Genomic DNA, 22,616 nt, shown 5'->3' on the forward strand with positions numbered 1-22,616 from the left:
TTGTGGTGACGGCGGTCGGCCGGCAGTGACTGCCGGCCTGCGGTACGGCCGGCCTGCGGTGACCGTCAGCCGGTGGTGACGGTCAGCAGCGAGTACTGGGAGACCGTCAGGGACAGGGTGGCGGTGCCGCCCGCCGTCTGCCAGGCGACCGGCTCCGGAGCCGGCGAGGCCCCGTCCGGCGAGCTCACCGTGGCGGCCAGCACCTGCTTGCCCGCGGGCAGCTTCAGCGCGACCGAGCAGGCGGCCGGCTTGGTGCTGAAGGCCGCCGGGGTGTCACCGAAGCCGGTGAAGTTGACCAGCTGGACGACCGTGTCGGCGCCGAGCCGGCTCACCTCCATGTGGATGCGCCGGTCGCCCGTGAGCTCCACCGCCGGCGGCGCCGCCGCCCGTACGGGCGCGAGCAGCTGGTCGGCGCTCGCCTGGTCCGTCTTCGCGAGGTAGCTGCGGCCGGCCAGGTCCTTGACGTACCAGCACGTCCCCTGGCCGAAACGATTCTGCTTGGTTGCCGGCAGCGGATCGCCCTTGCGGAACCCGAGCACGTCGGCCAGTGCGTACTCGCTGCGGGCCGTGCCCAGCTCGTCGAGGCCGGTCGGCAGGGGGCCCGTGACGACGACCGTCCCGCCGCCCGCCACGTACTCCCGCAGGACCGCGGCCTCCGCGTCGGAGACGGCCTGCAGGTTCGGCAGCATCAGAACGCGGTACGGGGCGAGGTCGGCCGCGGCCAGGTGCGGGCTCGGGACGGTGGCGAAGGGGACGTGGGCGTACACCAGCGCCTTGACCGTGCCGCGGAACTCGCCCAGCCACGCCTGGGTCGTGCAGCTCTCCTCCGCGCTGCCCGAGGCCCACCAGTCCTTGACCCCCGACGGCGCCTTCGCGTTGGCGTACATGCCCGTGCCGGCGGAGGGGCTGACGTAGTCCCGGGAGGCCGAGGAGTGGTAGACGCCGACCTCGGCCGCCGGCACCGCGTCGTAGAGCTTCTGCTGGTTGGCCGCGACGAAGGCGTACATGCGGGTGCGCATCGCTTTGTCGGTCGTCTCGTTCTTGAACGGGCTCTTGACCTCGTACGGATTGCAGCCGGCCGCCAGCAGCTCGGCCATCACCAGCGACGCGTCGTCGGCCTTCCAGCCGTACGAGAACGCCCACGCGGGCTTCGCCCCGCTCGCGGCGCGCGCGTACTTGTACATCGAGATCAGGCACGTCCAGTCCGTCGCCGTGGCGTGGCGCATCCCGTCGTAGTTGCCGAGGATGTCCACCTCCCAGACGTGGCTCACGCCCTCCGCCTTGCGCAGGTACGCCCCGTCGAGGCCCACCAGCGTCGCGTACTGGTAGTCCATGCTCACCGTCTCGACGAAGGTGACCAGGTCCGGGTTGACCGACCGGCCGGCGGCGGCGATGTCGAGCTGCCACTGGTTGAGGTTGCGGTGGCGCCACTCCACGTAGCGGCGGAAGGCCAGGTTCGTGAAGTCGGCCTTGGCCGGGAGGGCGAGGCCGGTGTCGGCCCTGAAGGCGTCCGCCGCCCAGGTGGAGCCGTCGCACCAGCTCATCGCCCCGTCGAAGTAGATCGGCACGTCCGGCCAGACGGCGTCCACGCCCGTGGCCGCCAGGGCCTTGATGCGGCCGAGGTAGTAGTCGCGCCAGGGGGAGTTGGGGCTGAGCCAGCAGCTCTCGTCGCCCGGGTCGACCCAGACGACCAGGCTGCCGTAGAAGACGTTGGGCTTGCCGTCGAGGGAGCGCTGCACCCAGGACTTGCCCTCGCCGTTCTTGTAGAACGACCGGCTGTTCTCGCCGCCGACGCTGATGAGCTCCAGCGACGGGTAGTACATGACCACGCGGATCCCGGCGGCGTGCGCCAGCTCCACGAAGCTCTTGACCTTGCCCATGTGCTCGGTGAACTCGGCGGGCGTCAGCCAGTTCGACAGCACCGTGTCGAGCTCGATGACGCTGACGTTCTGCGCCTTCAGCGACGTGATCACGGGCTTCATGTCGCGCACCGGGTCGGCGTCCTCGTCGAACGTGCCGTCGGCCAGCCGGGCGTAGCGGCTCCACTCGGGGAACAGCCCCTGCCGGGCCGCGGCCGGCGCCCAGGCGGGCTCGGCGCCGGAGGCGTCGGGGAGGCGGGGGAGGAGCTGTGCGGCGAGCGCGCCGCCGCTCACCCCCAGGCCGGTCCGTAACAGGGCTCTCCGGCTGAATCTTCGTATACCGCTCATGGATGTCCCCTCGGTTTCACAACGGTGTGACGGGGTCTGCACGGTGCCCGCAAAGTCTGCCCGACCACCCCCGCGGGGGCGGACGGATTCCGGATACGGCGGCGCGACGACCCCTCGCCGGGGCATCTGCCATCAGAAGGAAATCGGCCCGATATCGCTCCCGTACGGAGTAGCCGCGGAGGCACCTTTCCGGCCTGCGGTTAACACATCTCCAGACGACCGAACCGCGAGGAGTGCTGGCATGGCCGAAGTGAAGCTGACCGCCGAGACGCGCACCGACTTCGGCAAAGGTGCCGCCCGCCGCATCCGCAGGGAGGACAAGGTCCCCTGCGTCATCTACGGCCACGGCGCCGACCCGCGGCACGTGTCGGTGGACGGGCACGCCCTGCTGATGGCCCTGCGGACTCCGAACGTGCTGATCAACCTGGACGTCGGCGGCAAGAAGGAGCTCGTCATCCCCAAGGCCGTCCAGCGCGAGGCCCTCCGTGGCTTCCTGGTCCACGTGGACCTGCTGATCGTCAAGAAGGGCGAGAAGGTCACGGTCGACATCCCGATCCACACCGAGGGCGAGCTCGCCCCCGGCGGCAACCTGCTGGAGTACATCCTCAACGCCCTCCCGGTCGAGGCCGAGGCCACGCACATCCCGGAGGGCGTCACGATCTCCATCGAGGGCATGGAGGCCGGTCACACCATCCACGCCAAGGACATCCCGCTGCCGCGCGGCACCAGCCTCGCGGTCGACGGCGAGGACGCCGTCCTGCAGATCGTCGCGGCACAGACGGAGCCGGTCGAGGAGGAGGAAGCCGAAGAGGAGGAGGCGGAGGCGGCCGAGGGCGCACCGGCGGAGGAGGCTGCCGCTCCGGAGGGCGAGGGGGGCGGCTGAGAGGGGCGGGGCGGCCGCGGCGTACGGGGGGCGGCGGTTTTCCGGATACGGGGCCGGGCCCGGGGCGCGTGCTGCGCCCCGGGGCGGCGGTTCGGGCCGGGGTGGCGGTTCAGGCCGCGCGCGGCAGCGGCTTGAGGACGCCGAAGACCGCGCCGAACTGGTCGGCCAGCCAGGCGATCCGGCCCACGTCGGGCACGTCGTCGGCCGGTGCGACCACCGAGCCGCCGGCCTCCTGCACCTTGGTGACCGTCGCGTCGGTGTCCGTGACCAGGAAGTACGGGAGCCAGCGGGACGGCCCGGCCGCCTCGCCCCCGCCGGGCGCGGGCGCGATGCCGCCGAACGCGGCGTCGTCGCCGCTCGCGCCCGCCAGGGAGATCAGGGTGTAGGTGCCGACGGAGAACTCCTTCTCCTCCGTGCCCCACCCGAACAGGGCGTGGTAGAAGGCCCCGGCCGCCGCCGGGTCCGCGGTGTGCAGCTCGACCCACAGCAGGGTGCCGGGCTCGCAGACCTTCTCCAGGCCCTTGACGGCGCCGGGCTGCCAGAGGGCGAACTCCGCGCCGCCCGGGTCGGTGAGACAGGCGAGGCGGCCGGCGTCCATGACGTCGGCCGGCGCGACCCGCACGGCGCCCCCGGCCTGCTCGGCCGCCTTGACCGTGGCGTCGGCGTCGGGCGTCTGGAAGTACACCGTCCACGCGGGGCTCGCGCCCTCCTCCGTCAGCGGCCCGAGCGCCGCGACGCTCTTGCCGTCCTGCAGGAAGAAGCCGTAGCCGCCGGCGTCGGGCCCGGCGGACTGCAGTTCCCAGCCGAAGACCGCTCCGTAGAACTCGGCGGACGCCGCGGTGTCCGGGCTGCCGAGGTCGAGCCAGTTGGGTGATCCGGTCACGAAATCTGTGCTGAGCATGGTGGGTGCTCCTCCGGCGGATGCGCGCGGGGGCAACGGATACGCGCGAGGCCCCGTCACCGCGGGCGCGGCGCTCGGCGTCCCCCGACGCGTCTCAGTCTTCCACCGCTCCCGGAGCACCGCGCGACGCGGTGACCGAGGGGCCACCGGCGCGCGGAGTCGTTACCGGCGCGGTGCGGGGCGGCCGGAGGACGGGCCTCCGGCCGCCCCGCACCGGGTGACGGTTCAGATCGCTGAGATCAGATCGTCGCGGCGTCGATGACGAAGCGGTAGCGGACGTCGCTGGCCAGCACCCGCTCGTAGGCCTCGTTGATCTGCTCGGCGCGGATCAGCTCGATGTCGGCGCCGATGCCGTGCTCGCCGCAGAAGTCGAGCATCTCCTGGGTCTCCGGGATGCCGCCGATCATCGAGCCCGCCACCGACCGGCGCTGGGTGATGAGGGCGAAAGCGGCGACCGGCTGCGGGTTCTCCGGGGCGCCGACCTGCACGAGCGTTCCGTCGGTCTTCAGCAGGCCCAGGTACGCGTTGAGGTCGATGTCGGCCGAGACGGTGTTGACGATCAGGTCGAAGCTGCCCGCCAGCCGCTCGAAGGTCGCCGGGTCGGAGGTGGCGTGGAAGTGGTCGGCGCCCAGCCGCAGGCCGTCCTCCTGCTTGCGCAGGGACTGGCTGAGGACGGTGACCTCCGCGCCCATCGCGTGCGCGATCTTCACGCCCATGTGGCCGAGGCCGCCGAGGCCGACGATCGCGACCTTCTTGCCCGGCCCCGCCTGCCAGTGCGCGAGCGGGGAGTAGAGGGTGACGCCGGCGCACAGCAGCGGGGCCGCCGTGTCCAGCGGAATGGCGTCGGGGATGCGCAGGACGTAGTTCTCGTCCACGACGACGTGCGTGGAGTAGCCGCCCTGAGTGATCTCCCCGTCACGGCCCGTGGCCCCGTAGGTGCCGACCATGCCGAGCTCGCCGGTGCAGTACTGCTGCAGGCCGGCCTTGCAGTTGGCGCACTCGCGGCAGGAGTCCACGAAGCAGCCGACGCCGACGCGGTCGCCGGCCCGGTAGCGGGTGACGCCGGAGCCGACGGCGGTCACGACGCCGGCGATCTCGTGGCCCGGGGCGAGCGGGAAGTGGCCGTCGTCGCCCCACTCACCGCGGACCGTGTGGATGTCGGAGTGGCAGATGCCGGCGTACTTGATCTCGATGAGGACGTCGTGCTCACCCGGCTCCCGGCGCTGGACGGTGATCCGCTCCAGAGGAGCCTTGGCCGACGGGGCGGCGTATGCGGGAACAGTGGTGTGGGTCATGCCCGCCATCGTGCGCCCGCGCCGGAGGCCCAGCCAGAACCCGGTCGAACGTACGCACGCGGTTCCTACTACTGGCAGTGTCACCCTGGCCCCGCGACCGGCCCCGGCGCCCCGCGCATACTGGTGGGCATGGACCAGCGCACCGAACTGAGTGAGTTCCTCCGCAGCAGGCGGGCCCGGCTGCAGCCCGCCGAGGTGGGCCTCACGCCCTACGGCGGGCGGCGCCGGGTGCCCGGCCTGCGACGCGAGGAGCTGGCCCAGCTCGCCGGTGTGAGCGTCGCCTACTACACGCGCCTGGAGCAGGGGCACGGCCAGAACGTCTCCACGGCGGTGCTGGAGGCGATCGCCGACGCTCTGCGGCTCACCAGCGCCGAGCGGGACCACCTCACCCACCTCGTCCGCCCGAGCGTGAAGAAGGCGCGGCCGTGCCGGCCGGCCCGCCCGCAGCGCGTGCGCCCCTCGGTGCAGCACCTCATGGACAGCATGGAGAACACCCCGGCCTACGTGGTCGGGCGCCGGCTGGACATCATCGCCTGGAACCGGCTGGCCTGCGCCCTCCTCGGCGACTTCGACGCGATGCCCGCCGGGCAGCGCAACCTGGCCTGGCAGATCTTCCTCGAACCCGCCACGCGCGAGCTGTACACCGAGTGGGAGAAGAAGGCCGCCGACGTCGTCGCTTTCCTGCGGCTCGACGCCGGCCGCTGCCCCGAGGACCCGCACCTCGCCGCGCTCGTGGGCGAGCTGTCCGTCAAGAGCCCGGAGTTCCGCTCGCTGTGGGCCGCCCACAACGTGGAGGACAAGGGCTTCGGCGTCAAGAAGCTGCACCACCCGGTGGTGGGTCCGCTGACCCTGTCCTACGAGACGCTCGTGCTCCCGGCCGACCAGAACCAGAACCTGATCACGTACCACGCCGAGCCGGGCTCGCCCTCCGCCGAGTCCCTGCGGATCCTGGCCAGTTGGGCGATGGAGAGCTCGGACATGTAGGGGGAGCGCTGACTTCCCGGGGACCGTCAGGGGCGAGGCGCGCCCATGGGGTTGGGCACGGGCAGCGCGCCGCTGTCGACGAGGTGACGGCTCAGCGGGACGGCGAGGCGGATCGCCTCCTCGGTGCCCTCCGTGCCCAGGGCGACGAGGGGTGACGAGGCCAGCCGGTCGGTGTCCTCCTCCAGCCGCCGGCGCAGCGTGTCACCCGCCCCGGTCAGCCGTCCTTCGCCGTCGAGCACGCCGCGCTCGGTGAGCCTGCGGCGGCTGTCCCCCCACTCGGCCTCTGTCCAGCCGCGGTTGTCCTGGACGGACGCCAGTGGCACGTTACCGGTGGCCACGTGCGTGAACGTGGTGTCCAGACCGCCGAGGCCCGCGTGGACGGCGGCGAGGACGTGGCCGTCACCGCGGTGCTCGCGCAGGACGGTGGCCGCCAGCCAGACGCGCGCGGCGGGGCCGGCGGGCCGGGGCACCCGCGACCAGGCCGCGGCCAGCGGCCTCCCCTCGAAGCCGCAGCCCGCCGCGGCATGCTCCAGGAGCTCGGCGAGGCGGGCGAGGGAGCGGCCGGACCCCGCCGGAAGCGTACGGTCCAGCGCGGCCCGTACGGCTTCGGTACGGGCCTCCAGCACGGCTTCGGGCGAGGCGTACGCCCAGGCGTCGGGGAGCGAACGGGCCACCATCGCCGGAGCGAACACGTGGAACATCGCCGCCACGGGCGCCGGCCCGACCGCTCCGAGCGGGGCCGCCCGGCCGGCGAAGTACCCCATCCACCAGCTCGGCAGACCGAGCGCGCGGGACGCGGCGGCGGGTTCGGGAGCGAAGTAGACGAGGGCGTGCAGGGGTTCGACGGCGGTCCAGAGCCGCCGGGCGGGAGAGGACTGCGGCACGCTTACCTCCAGATCACTTCGAACTCCTGCACAAATGCCGGACGTTGACGCATCCTACGACGGCGGAGCTGCGAGCGAGCCGCCCACCCATTCGCTCACTCGTTCCGCAATCGTGTGGGCGTGGCAATGCCGCGCCCACCGAAGGGTGATTCCGCCGGATGGATCAGCGCCCGTGGATAGCTGGAGGCGTCGCACTGCATCGCACCGCACTGCAACGCTCTGCCACCACGAAAGGAATCCCGTGCGTATCCGCCGCGCCCTTGGAACCGTTGTGTCCGCACTCCTGCTCTCCACCCTCGCCTCCGCACCCGGGGCGCACGCCGCGAACGGCACCCTGAGCGTGGACTACTCGCGCTGCAAAGCGGGCACCGGCATCACCGGAGTGGCCTGCTTCCCCGAGGAAGTGAGCAGGAGCGAGAAGGACCCGCAGGACGGCAAATGCTTCAGCCTCCTCACCGAGAACCGCGCGAAGATCCTCAAGCTCAGCAACAACACCAACCGGACCGTCTTCTACTACACCGACCGCCACTGCACGAAGGGCGCCCGCGGCCTCGGCCCCGGCCGCTCCCTGACCAACCCGGCGGTCCGCAGCGTGCGCTACCCGCTCCCGATCTGATACCGCCCGGCCGCCGGGGACGAGAGGATGACCTCATGACCGTGATCACTCTCGTCCGGGGCGACATCACCGAGCAGCACGTCGACGCCGTCGTCAACGCCGCGAACTCCTCACTTCTCGGGGGCGGCGGCGTCGACGGCGCCATCCACCGCAAGGGCGGCCCCGCGATCCTCTCGGCCTGCCGCGACCTCCGCGCCTCCCACTACGGCAAGGGCCTCCCCACGGGCAGGGCCGTCGCCACGACCGCGGGCAACCTCCCGGCCCGCTGGGTGATCCACACGGTGGGCCCGGTGTGGAGCGCGGAAGAAGACCGCTCGGACCTGCTGGCGTCCTGCCACCGCGAGTCGCTGAAGGTCGCGGACGAACTGGGCGCGAAGACGGTCGCGTTCCCGGCGGTCTCGACGGGTGTTTACCGCTGGCCGGTCGAGGACGCGGCCCGCATCGCGGTCGAGACGGTGCGAGAGACGGAAACGTCGGTGGAGGAGGTCCGCTTCGTCCTCTTCGACGAAAGGGCGTACGAAGCCTTCGCGTCGCAGGCGAGCTGATGCATCTGTCCGTCCGGAGCGTTTGCTGATGCCCGGGCCCTCAGCCCTGCATTTGGGCGTGGTGCGCATATCGGATAGCCGGCGCGTGTGCGAGAAGCAGAATCAGCAGCCCTTCGCCCACCGGACTGACGGCCCCCGAGGACGGTTACGAGCCGACGCCGCCCCCCGCAACCCCACTGGGGGAGTCCGTCACTCCCCGGCCTCGACGTACCGGAATTCCGGACCAAAGGCCATCCCGCTGCCATCCGGCAGTGGGATCTGCATCAGCTGTCGCGCCGGATCTTCCAGTTTGCGCATCTCCCCGACGGCTTTGGTCAGCAATTGTGCCGGCGTAGGCGAACTTGACTGATCCGCCTGCCAGGCCTGTTCGAGGAACCGAAGCATCGAACTGTAATGCTGATTGAAGGTGTCGAGGAGTACGCGCACCTCACTGGCGACCGGAATCCCTCCCTGCTCCCAGCCGCCGCTGGGGACTGTTCCCATGCGGGAGGTCTGTGGCATGGGAATCTCGGCGCCCTGGAAGTCGAACCGCTGCGGGTCGCTTGACACCAGGACCAGTTTTCGGCCGTGGAAAATCTCCCGGAAGGAGTAGAAGTGGGCCAGCTCTCCCGGCGGTCCCGGGAAGGGGTTGTCCGGCGACGCGGCAGTTCCTTCACCCTGTTCCTTGATGATGGTGATGGCAGCCTCTACGTCTTCCAGTGATGCGAGTGCGACGACATCGTTCCCCTTGCCGTGGGACGACATGTTCCTGGTGACCTGCTTGGTTCCCTTGATGAGCTGCGGCTGGCTGCGGAACGCTTCAAGGATTTGCGTGTAGAAGGCCCCGATGGATGTGTGGACTTCCGCGTCCTCGACGACAGGGTCGTCGGGCCGCTCGATCTGGGAGTACATGTCGACCGCCTCCCTGGTCAGTCCGGTGAGCGAAACGGACAGCTCAGGCCGTACGCCGCCGGGCAGTGGTCCGGGATACTTCGGCACCAGCGCCGCGTCGGCGATCCGGGGGGCGCCGCCGATGGTGGTGAGCATGTTGCAGACCAGGCCCATGTGGGACATCTCGTCGAAGACGATTTCCTTGATCGTTTCGGAGACGTCGCCGTCACGGTCCGGATCCTCGATCGACCAGAGACCGCACAAGTAAGGGGGAAGCGTCGCCAGCTCCAGCAGGACCGCCTGCTGCAATGCGTTCTTGAGCCACAGCTCGTCGTGTTCCTCGGCGGGCACCCGCATCAGTTCGACGATCAGATTGCTTCGATAGTTGAGAACCGTGGACACAACGCTCTCCTTCTCGCTTGCGGGATCCTGATTCATTGTGAAACACGGCGCGTGTGCGTCATCGGAGGTGCGAGACTGCGCTGGCAGAGTTCATTCGTACGGTCGGCGTGGGCTGTCATACGCCGGAGCAGTGCTCGGAGAGGAATTCCTGCGGCTCCCGGTAGGGGTTCCCGTGTTGATCACTATCGCTTTCACCTGTTCGGCCGCGGCTCGTCGGAGTGCGAACCGGCACGAATGGACGTACGAGCGTCATGGGCGCCGCGCATCTCGAAGAAGGCAGGCCTTCGCGGAGGTGACCGTAGAAGAGTAACGGTGCTCCTGGAGCCCGCCTTCACCCGCGACGCCGTCGGGCAACCTCGTGCTCGGGTGAACGCAAGTCGGCAGTCGGGAGTAACCGAGGACGCGATGCCCGAGTCGCGCATCACCAAAGAATCCACCAGGCTGGACATCAGGTCCTGCACCGCCCACGGCAACCTTCTGCTGCCTCCGACTGATCCAGGTCAGACGGACCCATCCACGGTAAGGGCCTCTGTTCCGGCACCGGCCACCCTGCATGCCGGCCCGGAAGACGTCACGTTCCAGGCTCGATGAAAGGGTCCGACATGCCCGTCGATCTCAAAAACCCCCTGTCGTGGAAGAATGCCACCGGTGATGCCGACACGATGCTGCAGAATCTGCAGGCCAATATTCTGAAGGGCCACATACGCGAGCACCTTCACATCCTGCTGCTGCAGTTCGGCCAGGGCGCGGAAGGCACTGCGGAGGCGCGGGCGTTCCTGACGGGGCTGGCCCCGCTCGTGAAGCCGGCCAAGACGCAACTTCAGGAAGTGAAGGCCTTCAAGGAGAACGGGCCGGAAGACGTGTCGGACGTGCCCTATGTCGGTGTGGGGCTGACGTTCGCAGGCTACAACCAGCTGGAACTGGCGGACCGGGCCCCCTCCGATGAGGCTTTCAGGAGGGGGATGCGGGACGACGCGACCCGGGAAAAGCTCGGAGACCCGGAGGTCGCGCAGTGGGAAGCCGGCTTCCAGGAGGCGATCCACGCCGTCGTCCTGGTCGGCGGCGCCGAAACCGGACCGGTGGAAGCCAAGCTCCAGGAGATCGAGGGTCTGCTGACGGGCTCGATCCGTGTGCTCGGCAGGGAGACGGGCCGCGGCATGCACAATGAGAACGGTGACGGGATCGAGCACTTCGGCTATGTCGACGGACGCAGCCAGCCGCTGTTCCTCACCGAGGACCTGGAGGAAGAGCGCCGCCGGACCGACGGAGTCTCCGTATGGGACCCGGCCCAGCCACTGGAACGCGTACTGGTCGCGGATCCGGCCGCACCCGACCCCGCGACGGACTTCGGCAGCTACTTCGTGCTGCGCAAGCTGGAGCAGAACGTCCTGGCGTTCAAGCAGGCGGAGGAAGCCCTCGCCGATGTGTTGAAGCTTGAGAACAACGACCGCGAGCGAGCCGGTGCGATGCTCGTCGGCCGCTTCGAGGACGGCACTCCGCTCACGCTGCAGGCCATGCCCGGAGCACACAGCCCGGTGATGAACAACTTCAATTACGCCAGCGACGGCGCCGCCGACAAGTGTCCGTACCAGGCACACATCCGCAAGACCAACCCGCGCGGGTCCGGCGGCTTCGAGTCACCGGAGGACGAACGCGTCCACCTGATGGCGCGGCGCGGGCAGACCTATGGCGAGCGGTCCGAAGGCGACCTTCCCGAGACCGGCGTCGGCCTGCTGTTCATGGCATTCAATTCCGACATCGAGAACCAGTTCGAGTTCACGCAGCACCAATGGGCCAACAGCCCCCGCTTCCCGAAGCGCGCTGAAGGTGAGTCGGCCCCCGGTCTCGACCAGGTCATCGGGCAAGGCGATCGTCCCCCGGCGACCTGGCCGCGGGTGTGGGGCGAGGTGGAGGGCCAGGAAGTCCCTGCCATGGCGCAGGCCGTGACCATGAAGGGCGGCGAGTACTTCTTCATGCCCTCGCTCTCCTTCCTGCGCAGTCTGTGACCGGCACGCACCGGCCACCATGAGCTGGAGGTGCGCTCAGGCCGGGAGCGTGCCGGCTATGTCTGCTCAGGCGAAGGTCTCGCCGGTGGCAGGGGTGAGGGCGGACAGGTCAACGGGCTCGCCGGATGCGAAGCCGGCCAGGGCGATGTCGGCATCAACCGCTTGCCATGCGGCGTCGAACTGGGGCCGGCCGAGCTCGAAGGTAGGGCTGGCGAAGATGCCGTCCGCCGCCAGCGCCGGATCGGGGTGGGGGTTGTGGTGGAGCTGTTCGGCCCGGTCGCGCAGCTCCAGCATGATGGGCACAGCCAGGGCCATGACGCGGGGCTTGCCGTTGAACGCACGGTCCAGGCAGGTGAGCATGGCCGCGTACCGGGAGTTGAACTCCACGGCCTGGGCGTAGACGTCGCTGGTCGCGGCGAACCGCTTGTAGTAAGCGACCTTCGAGTCGCCGCGGATGCGATGGGTGTCCTCCCAGCTGACGTCGATCAGCGGTCCGCTGGGCGGGTCCTTGGGCCGGTCGTGCGGGCCGTAGCTGCGGCCTGTGCGGATCTCGTTGAAGCGGAAGTAGTGGGCGAGCGTCCGTTCCTCCTTGAAGATCAGATCGTTGCTGTCCCAGATGGTGTCGCTCACGCCCTCGCCCTGCTCGCTGATCACCCGCAGCGCCAGGCGGGCGGACTCGGTGTCGTGGACGGCGAAGACCTCGCCACCGGAGTTGTAGAAGTCGTCCGGGCCCACCTGGAGGTGCTCGCGGCCCGGAGGGAAGACTGCGTGCTCGCCCTCCCTGTCCACGATCTGCAGCAGGCCCTGCCACAGGGCGTCGTAGAACTGCCCGATGGAGGTCCATCCGGAGCCCTCCTGCAGCGGGGGTGTCATCGAGCGGGGCTGCTCGATGCGCAGGAACGTCTCCAGCGCGTCGGGCGAGAAATGCCGTAGCGGCACCGGGGGTAGATCATCGCTGCTGAAGGGGAGCTTGGCCGGGTACTTCCCTACGAACTCGGCGCGGCCCACCCGGGGACTGCCGCCGACTGCGTTGAGCAGGTTGGCGGCCAGCGTCATGTGCAGCATCTCCTCCATCAGGACGCTGCGGATGGCGAAGTAGGCGGTGCGGTTGGTGCCGGGGCGGATGGTGTACATCCCGGTCATGTAGACGGGGATGGTCAGGTGCTCGACCTCCATCGCAGCCTGGAGGAAGGTGCGCAGTTCGCCGAGGTCCCGCGGGACGTGGAAGCCCTTCTCGTGCAGTTCGGTCGCGGTGATCACGCCGTCGCCTCCGTCGTCTCGGGGGTGCGGATCTCGACGGGCCGGCGGGCGGTGGCCAGGGAGTCGTGGATCCGTTCGGCGCTGCGCAGGGCCAGCGCCATCATGGTGATCGTGGGGTTGCTGGTGCCGACGGACGCCATACTGCCGCAGCCCACGGCGTAGAGGTTGTCGAACTCGTGGGTCTTCTGGTCCGCGTCGACCACCGAGGTCGCCGGGTCGCTGCCCATGATGTGGGTACCGGCCCCGTGGCCCGCCCCGCTGTACGCCAGGTCCGCACCCTTGTGGACGAAGTGCCCCAGAGGGGGGACACCGTCCCGTGGCGCATGGTCGGTAAAGTCGTACGCTCCCATGCGATGGAAGATCTCCCCGGCCACCGCCCGGGCGGCCAGTGCGCCATCGCGGACGTGCTCGTTGAGGTCGTAGGTGATGACGGGGCGCGGGTTTCCCATGGCGTCGCGGTGGCGGCTATCGAGGGTGACACGGTTGCCGGGGTCGGCAGACTGCTCCACGGCGAGCTGCAATTGCAGCTGGCGGCCGACGGTGGAACCCAGCAGCCGGCGCAGCTCCGGGCCGAAGACGCCGTCCGGCCGCACTTCGCCCTGCTCGTCGCCGCCGATGCCCAGGGCGGTGGCGACGTTGCTCATCGGCGCCCCGGTGGCCCAGCCCCAGCCCCAGTTGCCGATCTCGATGCGGAAAGGAGCCCGGCGGCGGCGCCCTTCGCCGAAGCGGAAGACCTCCCAGCCGGAGGTGTGCCCCGGACCCCGGAACGGCCCGACCGGCCCCTTGCCCTCCGCACCGAGGGCCCAGCTGAGCACGGTGGGGTGGTCCATGAGGTTCCGGCCCACCTGGTCGCTTCCGTTGGCCAGCCCCGAGAAGAGCAGCAACCGGGCGTTCTCGATGGCGTGGGCGGCGAGCACCACCACGTCGGCCTCGACGACGTACGGGCGGCTGACGGGCGAGGCCGGGTCGGTATACGTGCGGTACTCCACCCCGGACACGCTGCGCTCACCCGACGTGCGCACCCGGGTGACCACACAGCGGTTCGCCACCGTGACGGAGCGCGGGAAGGCCGCCTGGATACGCAGGGGCAGGGACTTTGCCTGGACGGGACAGATCGGTACGCAGCTGGCGTTGCCCACGCAACGCTCGCCGAAGTTCGGCAGACCGACCGCGCCCTGGACCCGGAAGGCGGCATCGGGACGGTAGCGGGGGTTGGGCGTGGAGTTGCGGGCCTGCGGCAGGCCGTAGAGGGTCAGCTTGTAGTCCCGCTCGGCCACCGGATCGGTGATGAACTCCCCCTCCACCGCCTCTTTGCAGTACCGGTCGATGTAGCTGTGCGGGATCTCCTGCATCGGGTACTCGTAGCGGGAGTCGTGAACGACGCCGAGGTTGTGCTGCTCCTGCCCGTTACCGGCGACGCCCAAGAGCCGTTCGGCCTCGGCGTACCAGGGCTGGAGCTCCGCGGCGCTGATGGGCCAGTCGCGTCCGTACCCGTAGCGCGTGCGGGTCTCGAAGTCCTCGTCGCACATGCGGGGGACGGCGCCCAGCCAGTGCATGGCGGTACCGCCCAGAGCGCGCAGGTAGTCGGTGCCGTACGGCAGCGGCCCGTTCTGGGCGAAGTAACCGCCCGCGGTGAACTCGGGCTCTCCGGGCCGGGGGTTGCGCACCGGTGCGAGGTCCAGGACGTTGGGCGAGGGCGCGGCGGCGTTGGGCCGGTAGGCGGAGTTCGGCACCTTCGCGACGGCGGAGCGGAAGGTGGACAGGGTATCCAGGAAGCCGGGCCAGGTGTCGGTGTCGCCGTTTCCGGCCTCCAGGACAAGGACCTGCCAGCCCTTGTCGCCCAGCCGCTGGGCGAGCGCGCTGCCGGCCCAGCCGGCGCCGACGATGACGACGTCGTAGCGGCGGCGGGCCGCGGCGTCGGCAGTGATGTGCTCCGTCATGCCCCGCCCTCCTCGACGGTGCCGGGGGCCGTGGCCACGGGAACCTCGGACGGGGGGACATGACGACCGGCCCGGAAGCCGGGCAGCAGGTGGGCGGGGATGTCCTCGGGCGAGACCTCGGCATCGAGGCCGGTGCGGTAGGCGATGTCGCGCACGCCGAGTCCGGCGCGCAGTTCCTGGACCTCGGGCGGTGCGGGCGGTCTGACTCCCCAGGTGCCGAAGCCGGGCGGTTTGGCGCCCGAGGGATGGCCGTGGAAGGTCCGCCACACCAGCCCCTCCACGTAGGCCTCCGGCGCCACGACGAACTCCGTGTTCGCCTTCTCGCGCCGCAGGTCGGAGTGGGCGGCGGGGGCCAGCCGGGGCCAGGCGCCGGTGTACCAGAGGTAGACCAGGGCGCGGGCCACCTCCCGGTGGGTGGGCGTCAGGTCCTGTGGGCCGCCGCCGTCCGTGACCGCCTGTTTCCACGCGGTCCAGAACCTCTCGAAGTGCTCCGGCCCCACCTGGCGGCGCGCGGTGTCCAAATACGCCCCGGCCATATCGGTCGCGTACAGGTCGAATGTGGTGAAGCCGGTGAGTGGCACACAGAACTTCACGAAGTCCTGTACATCTGCCGTCGCCGCCGGATCGGCCATTGCGCTCCTCCTATCGGGAAGGCCCGGTCCCGGGTCCCATTCAACTCTGCCAGGGCAGGAGAACGGCCTGTCCGGGCCGCCACCAACGGGTGAATACCAAGGGCATATTCCAGCCAGCGCGGGCAGAGCGCTGAACGTCCGCGCGACGGTCGGCGGGCTGACCAGTGAAGACGTGCAGGCCACCAGCACGGCCGAGTCGTGGGTGCCCCGTTTGCCCTTTGCCTGATGCGGCTTCCCGCGACCGTGCTTAGCGTCGCCTGGAGAAGGGCCCCTCTCGTCCTGCGGAGGCCCAGCAAACCCCGGAGGACCCCATGCCGGATCCAGCTCGCCCGCCGCTGGTGCTGGACAGTCCGGAGTTCCTTGCGCGAGCCGAGAACTTCGCCAATCTGATGAGCGTCCCGGACTTCCAGCAGCGCTTCTTCAGTGACCCCTCGGGCACGGCGGCGGCAGAGTTCGGGCTGAGGCTTGACACCGCGCGACTCAGCCGGGCCAACCGGCTGACCTACACCCTGCTGGCTGACCCCGCCTTCAACACTTGGGCCGACGACTTTCAGACCCGCGCGACCGCGGTGCTACCCCGAGGCGCCGGAAGTGTCGCGGAGCTGAAGGCTGCGAAGAGCCGGTTCCACGAGGAGTTCGTCGCCTCGATCAGGGCACATCTCGCCCCGGAGACCGTCGCCGGCCTCGAGAGCCTCAAACCCGGCCTGCTGGTAGCCGAGGACGACATCGCCATCCTGCTGCTGGTATTCCTCGTGGTCGTCGTAGTAGCCGGCGTGGAGGCCGCGCGGCCGGACGAGGCCCTGTCCCGCAAGACCGTCCAGATGGTGTTGCGGCAGCTCAACGACGAACAGATCATCCAGATCCGCGCCGGGCAGGCGGCGCTCGATGAATGAGCCCAGCACCGGCACAACCGCGCCACAAGCAGCCGTCGGGATTCTGGACCCGCTTCCGCAACGGCGCATTCTCTCACTGCTCCTGACCTTGCGCTGCACGGCGGAGTGCGGGGAGTGCGGCACTCAGAGCAGCCCACGGGTGAGAACCAGGCTCCCCGAGGAGGAGGCCGCCCGTCTCATTGACGAGGCGGCAGCTGATGACTACAACCTGGTGGCCTTCACCGGCGGTGAGCCGATGCTCTACGGCCGTGGCCTCCCCCGGCTGATCCGGCGGGTGACTGATCACGGTATGCCGTCACGGATGGTCTCCAACGCCTTCTGGGCGCGCACACCGGACAAAGCCGCCCGAGCGCTCGGCCCCCTCGCCGACGCGGGCCTGGGGGAGCTGAACGTGTCGACCGGTGACGAGCACGCACGCTTCGTGCCGATCGAACAGGTCCTGTACGCCATTCGGGCCGGCCTCGACCGGGGTCTCACGTGCGCCGTGATGATCGAGACGAGGGCCGCCAACCGCATCTCCGGGCGGACCCTGTCCGAGCACCCTCTGTTCCACGATCTCTTTACCTCGTCCGAGCGGGAGGCGCTGACGCTGTGCGAGAGCCCGTGGATGCCACTCGACGAGCATGAGCGTTTCTCTTACCCGGAGGGCACAACGATCAACGCCGGCAACCTGTTCCGGCGGAGCGGCTGCGACAGTGTCATCGACACGGTCACCGTCCTCGCCGACGGCCGCATCATGGCCTGCTGCGGGCTCGGCACCCAGTCGATCCCGGAGTTGCAGGTCGGTCAGGTGCCGACCGACGGGGTCCGCGAGAGCCGGCGCCGGGCCGAGGCGGACTTCCTCAAACGGTGGATCCGGGACGAGGGTCCCGAACGGATTCTGGCCTGGGCCGCGGCCCGGGACCCGAGGATCGTTTGGGAGGACCAGTACGCGCACCGGTGCCAGGCGTGCAAGCGGCTCTACAGCGACCCTCTGGTCGGCGACGTCGTACGCGCGCACTACGAAGAGAAGGTTCTCGACGTGCTCACCAGCGAGTGGCTGATGCACCACTCGGTGCACCCGTCCCGTCGTGCGGGTCCGCGGACGCTCCCGCCGGCGCCTGTCCGTCGCAGCTGAGAGCCGGTGTCGTGCCCGTGGACGTGCCGCGGTACGACATCGCTCCATGCCGCAGGACTTGAAACTGACGCAGCGGAAACTTGGACGATCGCTCCGTACGGAACGTACGGCTCACCCGGCGATCCCCATCGGAGGCATGCGTCATGCTGCGCGGCAAAGGCATTCACTACGACACCGGCACCTTCCCCAACGGCGACACCTCGCGCCCCGTCTTCGACCCGCGGGACGCCGAACGGGACATGCGGGTCGTCGCCGAAGACCTGCACTGCACCGCGGTCCGTATCACCGGCGGCGACCCCGACCGGATCGAGACCACGGCGCGGTACGCGGCGGAGGCGGGACTGGAGGTCTGGTTCTCGCCGTTCCCCTGCGAGCTGACGGACGCCGAGATGCTGCCGCTGTTCGCCGACTGCGCCGAGCGGGCGGAGCGGCTGCGTCGCGACGGCGCCGAGGTCGCCCTGGTCACCGGCTGTGAACTCAGCATCTTCGCCCGCGGCTACCTGCCCGGCGACATTTTCAACGAGCGCATCCCGGTACTGGCGGGTCCCGGCCGGGAAGCCGTGCTCCGGGGCATTCCCGAGAAGGTCAACGCCTTCCTGGGGGAGGTCGTCGGCACCGTGCGGCCGCTCTTCGGCGGTCGCGTCAGCTACGCCTCCTGCCCCCTGGACGGCGTGGACTGGTCCCCGTTCGACGTCGTGGGCCTGGACGCCTTCCGGGGCCTGCGCAACGCCGCCACCTACCGGGCCGACCTGCGCGCGGAATGCGCCCGCGGCAAGCCTGTCGCCGTGATGGAGGCCGGCTGCTGCACCTACCGGGGAGCGGGGGACCACGGTGGCGCCGGCTGGTACATGGCCAAGGAGAGCGATGGCGTCACCCTCAAGCCCGGCCTCGTGCGCGACGAGGGCGAGCAGGTCCGGTACCTCGACGACCTCATGACGGTCTTCGAGGAGGTGGGCGTCGACTCGGCCTTCTGGTTCAGCTTCGCCGGCTTCAGCACACCCCACCGGACGTCCGGGCCGGACGAGGATCTCGCCTCCTACGGCATCGTCAAAATTCTCGGCGAAGACAGCGGCTACCCCGCCGGCCGGCGCACTTACCCGGACATGCCCTGGGAACCGAAGGAGGCGTTCCACGCCCTTGCCAGGCACTACAGGGCGTCCGGGGCCCGGCGTTCTGCTGATCTCGGCGTGCGATCCGCCCAATCTCCAGGCACAGCCGACAATTACCGCAACCAGCGATGAACCCCTCTTGAGCGCCTTTACCAATCCTGTGCACCAACCTCAACTGATGTTCCTGGAATTGGCTGGTTATGATCGGCACTCACTCCGAAATGGCCGGCTGTTGTACGAGGACTGATGACTCTCACAGGATCCGAAGGTCCGGGCGAGCCGGTACGAAGAGTCCGACGACGGGCCGTGCACCTGCGTACCTTGCTCGTCTGGCTCGCGGTGGTGCCCACCGTGGCGATGGGCGTCCAGGTGCTCATCAGCTCCGACCGCTCGGTGCAGGAGTCCCGGCACCTGCGCAAGGACGTGGTGGCCGGCAGGCAGACCGGCGTGCCCCTGTACCAGCTGATGACCGCGCTGCAGTCCGAGCGCGCGATCACCGCCGCGTGGTGGTCGGGCATGCCCGTGTCCGGCGCCGATCTGCGCGGCCGCCGGGCCGGCACCGACCGGGCCGTGGCCGTGTTCCTGAAGTCGTCGGACCTCGATCAGGTCCATTCCGACCGGGCGAAGGACCGCCTCCGCGATGTCGCGCGGCGACTGGCCGAACTGGGCGCCCAGCGCGAACGCACTGACGCACGCCACGGCGGCCCGGACGACACCGTCGACTACTACACCGACTTGATCAGCGGAACGATCCGTTGCTACGGAGACTTCAACCACGTCGACGACGGCGGGCTCACGCAGGAGGCGACCTCGCTCGTGGCCCTCTTCTCGGCAGCGGAAGTGGTGGCTCGCGAGGATGCCATCCTCGCGCTGTCGGGCCCCTCCGGAAAGCTGACGTCCGCCAGGTTCCGTGAATTCGTCGAAGCCGTGGGCGCGAGCGACTATCTGTACGACACGATCGCCCTCGATCTGCCTCTCGACGACCAGGACGCCCTCCAGCGGATCCTCACCTCGAACGCCTGGCAGACCAAGTCCCGCATCGAGAACGCGATCGCCTCCGAGCACCGGGACGTCTCTTCCGGCTTCGTGCTGCCGCCGGACGTCAGGGAATGGCGGGCGGCCTACAGCACCTTTTCCGCCCAGTTGAACACCCTCGACGAGAGCGAGCTGCAGGAGCTGCTCGCCCACTCCGACGACCGGGCGGCGCAGCTGGAGAATCAGGTCGTCCTGCTGGTGGCCGCCAGCGGTGCCGCCCTTCTGCTGGTCGTCGCCGTCGTGGTCTTCACCACGCGTTCGGTCCTGCGCCGCCTGCGTTCTCTTCACGATCGCACGGTGACGGTCGCCGAGGAGACCCTGCCGGACGTCGTGGACCGCCTCCAGCGCGGAGAGGCCGTCGGCACCGGCGCACTGCCGCGGCCGGAGGGCGAACAGGATGAGGTCGGACGGATCAGCGACGCCTTCGCCCAAGTCGTCGCCGTATCCGTCGAGGGACACCAGAAGCTCGCCGACGAGCGACAGGGCTTCAGCGTGTTCGCCTCCGGTATCGCCGCACGGACCGGGAACCTGGTCAGCCGTCAGCTCGCCCTCACCGAGCACATCCAGGACACCTACGGCCAGGACGAGGCACTCCTCGCGGACCTCATGAGGTCCGATCAGCTCACGGTGGGCATGCGGAGGCAGATCGAGAACCTGCTCATCCTGGCGGGCGGCGAGGTCCCCGACCCGCACATGGAGCCCATGCGCATCGCCGACCTGCTGCGGGAGGCGGCCGCCGAGGTCGAGGACTTCCGGCGCATCGACCGGCACGCCTTGGACGAGACCAGTGTGGAGGCCGGCGTGATCAGCCAGCTCAGCCACCTCCTGGCAGAGCTGCTGGACAACGCCACGCGCTTCTCCCCACCGACGGCGAGGGTCGCCGTCCGGTCCGAACTGGTCGGGGACGGCCTCTGCATCGAGATCGAGGACCGTGGCCCGCGGGTCACCACCGAGAGGTACGAGGAGATGAACGGCCGGCTGCACTCGGCCCCGCCGTACTCCGTGCTGGCCCGGAACGCGCACCGGCTCGGCCTCTTCGTGGTCGGCCACCTCGCCGACCAGCTCGGGGCGACGGTCACGCTGCGCCGGTCGGCGTTCGGCGGCACGTCCGCCGTGGTGATCGTCCCAAGCGGGCACCTCGTGCCGACCCGGGAGGGCACCGCGGTGCCCGAGCCGGCGAACGAGTCCGCGCCCGTACCGCGGCACGCACAGCCGGCCGAGGAGGGGCGGCCGAAGCTCGTCGTGCAGCAGCGGACCGGTGATCCGGCGGGTGACCCCGCCCCCGGCGCGCCGGAACTGCCGCGCCGCCTGCGGAAGGAGCAGGTACGACAGGCAGGGAACACGGCGCCGGAGGCACCGCCCCGGACCGGCTCCGGAGACGTCCCCGGCCGGCCGGCTCTCCCTGAGCGCGTCCCCCAGACCCACATCGCCCAGCGGCTCCGCGAGCCGCGTGCGGCCGAACCGGCCGGCCAGGACGCCGCCACGCCCGAAGAGGTGGCCGACGCCTGGGCGGACTACGAAGACAGCACCAGGCAAGTGGAACTCGAGCTCCGACAGGACCAGCCATGACGACGACACAGAACGATGCGATCTACAGCATCCTGGACAACAACCTGAGCAGGATCGCGGGGATCCAGGGAGCCGTACTCCTCGCCAACGACGGGATCAAGCTCAGCGCCTACATGCTGGAACGGGACCAGGCCGAACGGGTGGCCGCGGCGGCCTCCGGCATCGCGTCCACCATGAAGGCCATCTCGCGGGAGATCGACGGGGGCGGAGTGATCCGCCAGCTCGTCGAGATGGACGACCGGTACCTGTGCATCGTCGGGTGCGGATCGGGCAGCACGCTGATCGTGGTGGCCTCCCGCAAGGCACGGCTCGGAGAGCTGGGCGGCGAGACGGTCCGCGCCGCGCAGGCGCTCGGCGAGTGGCTGGACACCCCCGAACGCTCACAGGCGCCCACCTCGTAATGGCGGCCGACCCCCAGCCCGGACGGCGCCGCCGGACGCGGCTGTACGCCCTCACCGATGGGCGTACAGCCGCATCCCGGCATGGTCTGACGATGGACACCGTGATCACAGCGGCCGCCGGCCCCGGTCACGGCGGCCTGCCCACGGAGTGGCAGGAGATCCTCACCATGTGCCCGTCGCCGAACGGACGGGCGGTCGCCGAGATCGCCGCCCGGATGCGGATGCGGCTGACTCCCATGGTGGTCCTGCTCGGCGAGCTGCTGGAGCGCGGTCTGATCAGCCACCGGCCGCCGCTGGACGCCTCCGAGACCTCCAACGTCCACCTGCTCATGAAAATCAGGGACAACCTTGCCCGACTATGACACCGCCGCACCGGAAGCGTCCCCCGTCAAGATCCTCATAGCCGGGGGCTTCGGAGTCGGCAAGACGACGCTGGTCGAAGCGGTCTCCGAGATCGATCCGCTGCGCACCGAGGAGCGGCTGACGTCCGCGGGCGTGGGGGTCGACGACCTCGACGGCATCGAGAGCAAGACGGCGACCACGGTCGCGATGGACTTCGGCCGCATCACCCTCACCGACGCCGGAGTGGTCCTGTACCTCTTCGGCACTCCGGGCCAGGAACGCTTCTGGTTCATGTGGGACGACCTGCTGAACGGGGCGCTCGGGGCGATCGTCCTGGTCGACACCCGGAGGCTGGACCGCAGCTTCGCCGCCGTCGACTTCTTCGAGAACCGCGGACTGCCGTTCATCGTCGGCGCGAACTGCTTCAACGGTGAGCAGCCGTACACCATCGAGGAGATCAAGGCGGCACTGCACCTGAAGGACCCGGACACCCCCGTCCTCCTGCTCGACGCCCGTTCCCGGGAGGACGTCCGCGGCTGCTTGCTCTCGCTGCTGGACCGGCTCATCACCCGGGCACGCGTCACCGCGCCCGTCTGACCGCGGATGGCGAGGTGCCGATCACGTCGCGCGCCGGCTGAATGCGTTGGCCGCCCACGCGGCGTCGCGTTTCCCGCCGTCCTGCCGGGCCTGCCGGAGGCGCCGGAGTGCCCGGCCGGGGGCTCCTT

General features: G+C 69.9%; 20 protein-coding genes. 12 read left to right on the forward strand and 8 right to left on the reverse strand.

Going from position 1 to position 22,616, the window contains the following annotated elements; translation table 11 throughout:
* Positions 1–65: 65 nt before the first annotated feature.
* Positions 66–2,207, reverse strand: a complete 2,142-nt coding sequence (locus IF61_RS36495) for a type 1 glutamine amidotransferase family protein (protein WP_030365604.1) — start codon at positions 2,205–2,207, stop codon at positions 66–68.
* Positions 2,208–2,448: 241 nt separating this feature from the next.
* On the opposite strand from IF61_RS36495, the gene IF61_RS0108220 reads away from it, so the two are divergent.
* The gene (locus tag IF61_RS0108220; protein ID WP_030365605.1) at positions 2,449–3,090 is read left to right on the forward strand and encodes a 50S ribosomal protein L25/general stress protein Ctc; all 642 of its coding nucleotides are present in this window, start codon (positions 2,449–2,451) and stop codon (positions 3,088–3,090) included.
* Positions 3,091–3,199: 109 nt separating this feature from the next.
* On the opposite strand, the gene IF61_RS0108225 is transcribed toward IF61_RS0108220, so the two are convergent.
* Positions 3,200–3,991, reverse strand: a complete 792-nt coding sequence (locus tag IF61_RS0108225; protein WP_030365606.1) for a VOC family protein — start codon at positions 3,989–3,991, stop codon at positions 3,200–3,202.
* Between the two features lie 239 nt (positions 3,992–4,230).
* Complete coding sequence (locus IF61_RS0108230) at positions 4,231–5,286, reverse strand: NAD(P)-dependent alcohol dehydrogenase (RefSeq protein ID WP_030365607.1); 1,056 nt, start codon at positions 5,284–5,286, stop codon at positions 4,231–4,233.
* Positions 5,287–5,415: 129 nt separating this feature from the next.
* On the opposite strand from IF61_RS0108230, the gene IF61_RS0108240 reads away from it, so the two are divergent.
* Positions 5,416–6,270, forward strand: a complete 855-nt coding sequence (locus IF61_RS0108240) for a helix-turn-helix transcriptional regulator (RefSeq protein WP_052392507.1) — start codon at positions 5,416–5,418, stop codon at positions 6,268–6,270.
* Positions 6,271–6,296: 26 nt separating this feature from the next.
* Here the strand turns inward: IF61_RS0108240 and IF61_RS0108245 are convergent, their stop codons facing one another.
* Positions 6,297–7,154 carry an SCO6745 family protein gene (locus tag IF61_RS0108245; protein ID WP_030365609.1) on the reverse strand — a complete coding sequence of 286 codons (858 nt, stop codon included), beginning with the start codon at positions 7,152–7,154 and terminating at the stop codon, positions 6,297–6,299.
* Between the two features lie 271 nt (positions 7,155–7,425).
* Here IF61_RS0108245 and IF61_RS0108250 point away from each other — a divergent pair, with 271 nt between their 5' ends.
* Both IF61_RS0108250 and IF61_RS0108255 read left to right on the forward strand, forming a co-directional pair.
* A complete protein-coding gene (locus IF61_RS0108250; protein WP_030365610.1) occupies positions 7,426–7,770 on the forward strand; it encodes a hypothetical protein in 345 nt (114 codons plus the stop codon).
* A 35-nt stretch (positions 7,771–7,805) separates the two neighbouring features.
* Positions 7,806–8,315 carry an O-acetyl-ADP-ribose deacetylase gene (locus tag IF61_RS0108255; RefSeq protein WP_030365611.1) on the forward strand — a complete coding sequence of 170 codons (510 nt, stop codon included), beginning with the start codon at positions 7,806–7,808 and terminating at the stop codon, positions 8,313–8,315.
* 189 nt (positions 8,316–8,504) lie between these two features.
* Here IF61_RS0108255 and IF61_RS0108260 read toward each other — a convergent pair whose 3' ends face one another.
* Positions 8,505–9,587: a ferritin-like domain-containing protein gene (locus IF61_RS0108260; RefSeq protein WP_030365612.1), complete on the reverse strand. Its 1,083-nt coding sequence runs from the start codon at positions 9,585–9,587 to the stop codon at positions 8,505–8,507.
* A 602-nt stretch (positions 9,588–10,189) separates the two neighbouring features.
* Here IF61_RS0108260 and IF61_RS0108265 point away from each other — a divergent pair.
* Positions 10,190–11,593 carry a Dyp-type peroxidase gene (locus tag IF61_RS0108265; protein WP_030365613.1) on the forward strand — a complete coding sequence of 468 codons (1,404 nt, stop codon included), beginning with the start codon at positions 10,190–10,192 and terminating at the stop codon, positions 11,591–11,593.
* A gap of 66 nt (positions 11,594–11,659) precedes the next feature.
* Here IF61_RS0108265 and IF61_RS0108270 read toward each other — a convergent pair whose 3' ends face one another.
* Genes IF61_RS0108270 through IF61_RS0108280 form a run of 3 tightly spaced genes read right to left on the reverse strand, consistent with a single transcriptional unit; the run spans position 11,660 to position 15,425 of the window.
* Positions 11,660–12,853, reverse strand: a complete 1,194-nt coding sequence (locus tag IF61_RS0108270) for a ferritin-like domain-containing protein (protein ID WP_030365614.1) — start codon at positions 12,851–12,853, stop codon at positions 11,660–11,662.
* The gene (locus tag IF61_RS0108275; RefSeq protein WP_030365615.1) at positions 12,850–14,793 is read right to left on the reverse strand and encodes a GMC family oxidoreductase; all 1,944 of its coding nucleotides are present in this window, start codon (positions 14,791–14,793) and stop codon (positions 12,850–12,852) included. The genes IF61_RS0108270 and IF61_RS0108275 overlap by 4 nt, the downstream gene beginning before the upstream one ends.
* Positions 14,790–15,425: a hypothetical protein gene (locus IF61_RS0108280; protein WP_030365616.1), complete on the reverse strand. Its 636-nt coding sequence runs from the start codon at positions 15,423–15,425 to the stop codon at positions 14,790–14,792. The genes IF61_RS0108275 and IF61_RS0108280 overlap by 4 nt, the downstream gene beginning before the upstream one ends.
* A 311-nt stretch (positions 15,426–15,736) precedes the next feature.
* Between IF61_RS0108280 and IF61_RS0108285 the strand changes: the two genes are divergently transcribed.
* From IF61_RS0108285 to IF61_RS0108315, 7 genes are all read left to right on the forward strand, one after another.
* Positions 15,737–16,318: a hypothetical protein gene (locus IF61_RS0108285; RefSeq protein WP_157848559.1), complete on the forward strand. Its 582-nt coding sequence runs from the start codon at positions 15,737–15,739 to the stop codon at positions 16,316–16,318.
* Positions 16,311–17,435, forward strand: a complete 1,125-nt coding sequence (locus IF61_RS0108290; RefSeq protein WP_078660049.1) for a radical SAM protein — start codon at positions 16,311–16,313, stop codon at positions 17,433–17,435. The genes IF61_RS0108285 and IF61_RS0108290 overlap by 8 nt, the downstream gene beginning before the upstream one ends.
* A gap of 143 nt (positions 17,436–17,578) precedes the next feature.
* Positions 17,579–18,676, forward strand: a complete 1,098-nt coding sequence (locus IF61_RS0108295; RefSeq protein WP_245684443.1) for a glycoside hydrolase family 113 protein — start codon at positions 17,579–17,581, stop codon at positions 18,674–18,676.
* A 174-nt stretch (positions 18,677–18,850) separates the two neighbouring features.
* Entirely contained in the window at positions 18,851–21,148 is a 2,298-nt protein-coding gene (locus IF61_RS0108300; protein ID WP_245684444.1) for a sensor histidine kinase, read from the forward strand.
* On the forward strand, positions 21,145–21,549 hold the full coding sequence (locus IF61_RS0108305) for a roadblock/LC7 domain-containing protein (protein ID WP_030365621.1): 405 nt from the start codon (positions 21,145–21,147) through the stop codon (positions 21,547–21,549). Before IF61_RS0108300 ends, IF61_RS0108305 begins: the two co-directional genes overlap by 4 nt.
* Positions 21,549–21,911 (forward strand): DUF742 domain-containing protein, encoded by a 363-nt coding sequence (locus tag IF61_RS0108310; RefSeq protein ID WP_030365622.1) that lies wholly within the window; start codon positions 21,549–21,551, stop codon positions 21,909–21,911. Before IF61_RS0108305 ends, IF61_RS0108310 begins: the two co-directional genes overlap by 1 nt.
* The gene (locus tag IF61_RS0108315) at positions 21,898–22,488 is read left to right on the forward strand and encodes a GTP-binding protein (protein WP_030365623.1); all 591 of its coding nucleotides are present in this window, start codon (positions 21,898–21,900) and stop codon (positions 22,486–22,488) included. Before IF61_RS0108310 ends, IF61_RS0108315 begins: the two co-directional genes overlap by 14 nt.
* Positions 22,489–22,616 lie beyond the last annotated feature (128 nt).

The organism is Streptomyces roseoverticillatus, from assembly GCF_000719265.1.
Classification (GTDB): Bacteria; Actinomycetota; Actinomycetes; order Streptomycetales; family Streptomycetaceae; genus Streptomyces; species Streptomyces roseoverticillatus.

Bases quoted from the DNA above. Each gene is read 5' to 3' on its own strand.
- IF61_RS36495 (WP_030365604.1), bottom strand. From the start codon at position 2,207: ATGAGCGGTATACGAAGATTCAGCCGGAGAGCCCTGTTACGGACCGGC.
- IF61_RS0108220 (WP_030365605.1), top strand. From the start codon at position 2,449: ATGGCCGAAGTGAAGCTGACCGCCGAGACGCGCACCGACTTCGGCAAA.
- IF61_RS0108225 (WP_030365606.1), bottom strand. From the start codon at position 3,991: ATGCTCAGCACAGATTTCGTGACCGGATCACCCAACTGGCTCGACCTC.
- IF61_RS0108230 (WP_030365607.1), bottom strand. From the start codon at position 5,286: ATGACCCACACCACTGTTCCCGCATACGCCGCCCCGTCGGCCAAGGCT.
- IF61_RS0108240 (WP_052392507.1), top strand. From the start codon at position 5,416: ATGGACCAGCGCACCGAACTGAGTGAGTTCCTCCGCAGCAGGCGGGCC.
- IF61_RS0108255 (WP_030365611.1), top strand. From the start codon at position 7,806: ATGACCGTGATCACTCTCGTCCGGGGCGACATCACCGAGCAGCACGTC.
- IF61_RS0108265 (WP_030365613.1), top strand. From the start codon at position 10,190: ATGCCCGTCGATCTCAAAAACCCCCTGTCGTGGAAGAATGCCACCGGT.
- IF61_RS0108275 (WP_030365615.1), bottom strand. From the start codon at position 14,793: ATGACGGAGCACATCACTGCCGACGCCGCGGCCCGCCGCCGCTACGAC.
- IF61_RS0108280 (WP_030365616.1), bottom strand. From the start codon at position 15,425: ATGGCCGATCCGGCGGCGACGGCAGATGTACAGGACTTCGTGAAGTTC.
- IF61_RS0108285 (WP_157848559.1), top strand. From the start codon at position 15,737: ATGCCGGATCCAGCTCGCCCGCCGCTGGTGCTGGACAGTCCGGAGTTC.
- IF61_RS0108290 (WP_078660049.1), top strand. From the start codon at position 16,311: ATGAATGAGCCCAGCACCGGCACAACCGCGCCACAAGCAGCCGTCGGG.
- IF61_RS0108295 (WP_245684443.1), top strand. From the start codon at position 17,579: ATGCTGCGCGGCAAAGGCATTCACTACGACACCGGCACCTTCCCCAAC.
- IF61_RS0108305 (WP_030365621.1), top strand. From the start codon at position 21,145: ATGACGACGACACAGAACGATGCGATCTACAGCATCCTGGACAACAAC.
- IF61_RS0108310 (WP_030365622.1), top strand. From the start codon at position 21,549: ATGGCGGCCGACCCCCAGCCCGGACGGCGCCGCCGGACGCGGCTGTAC.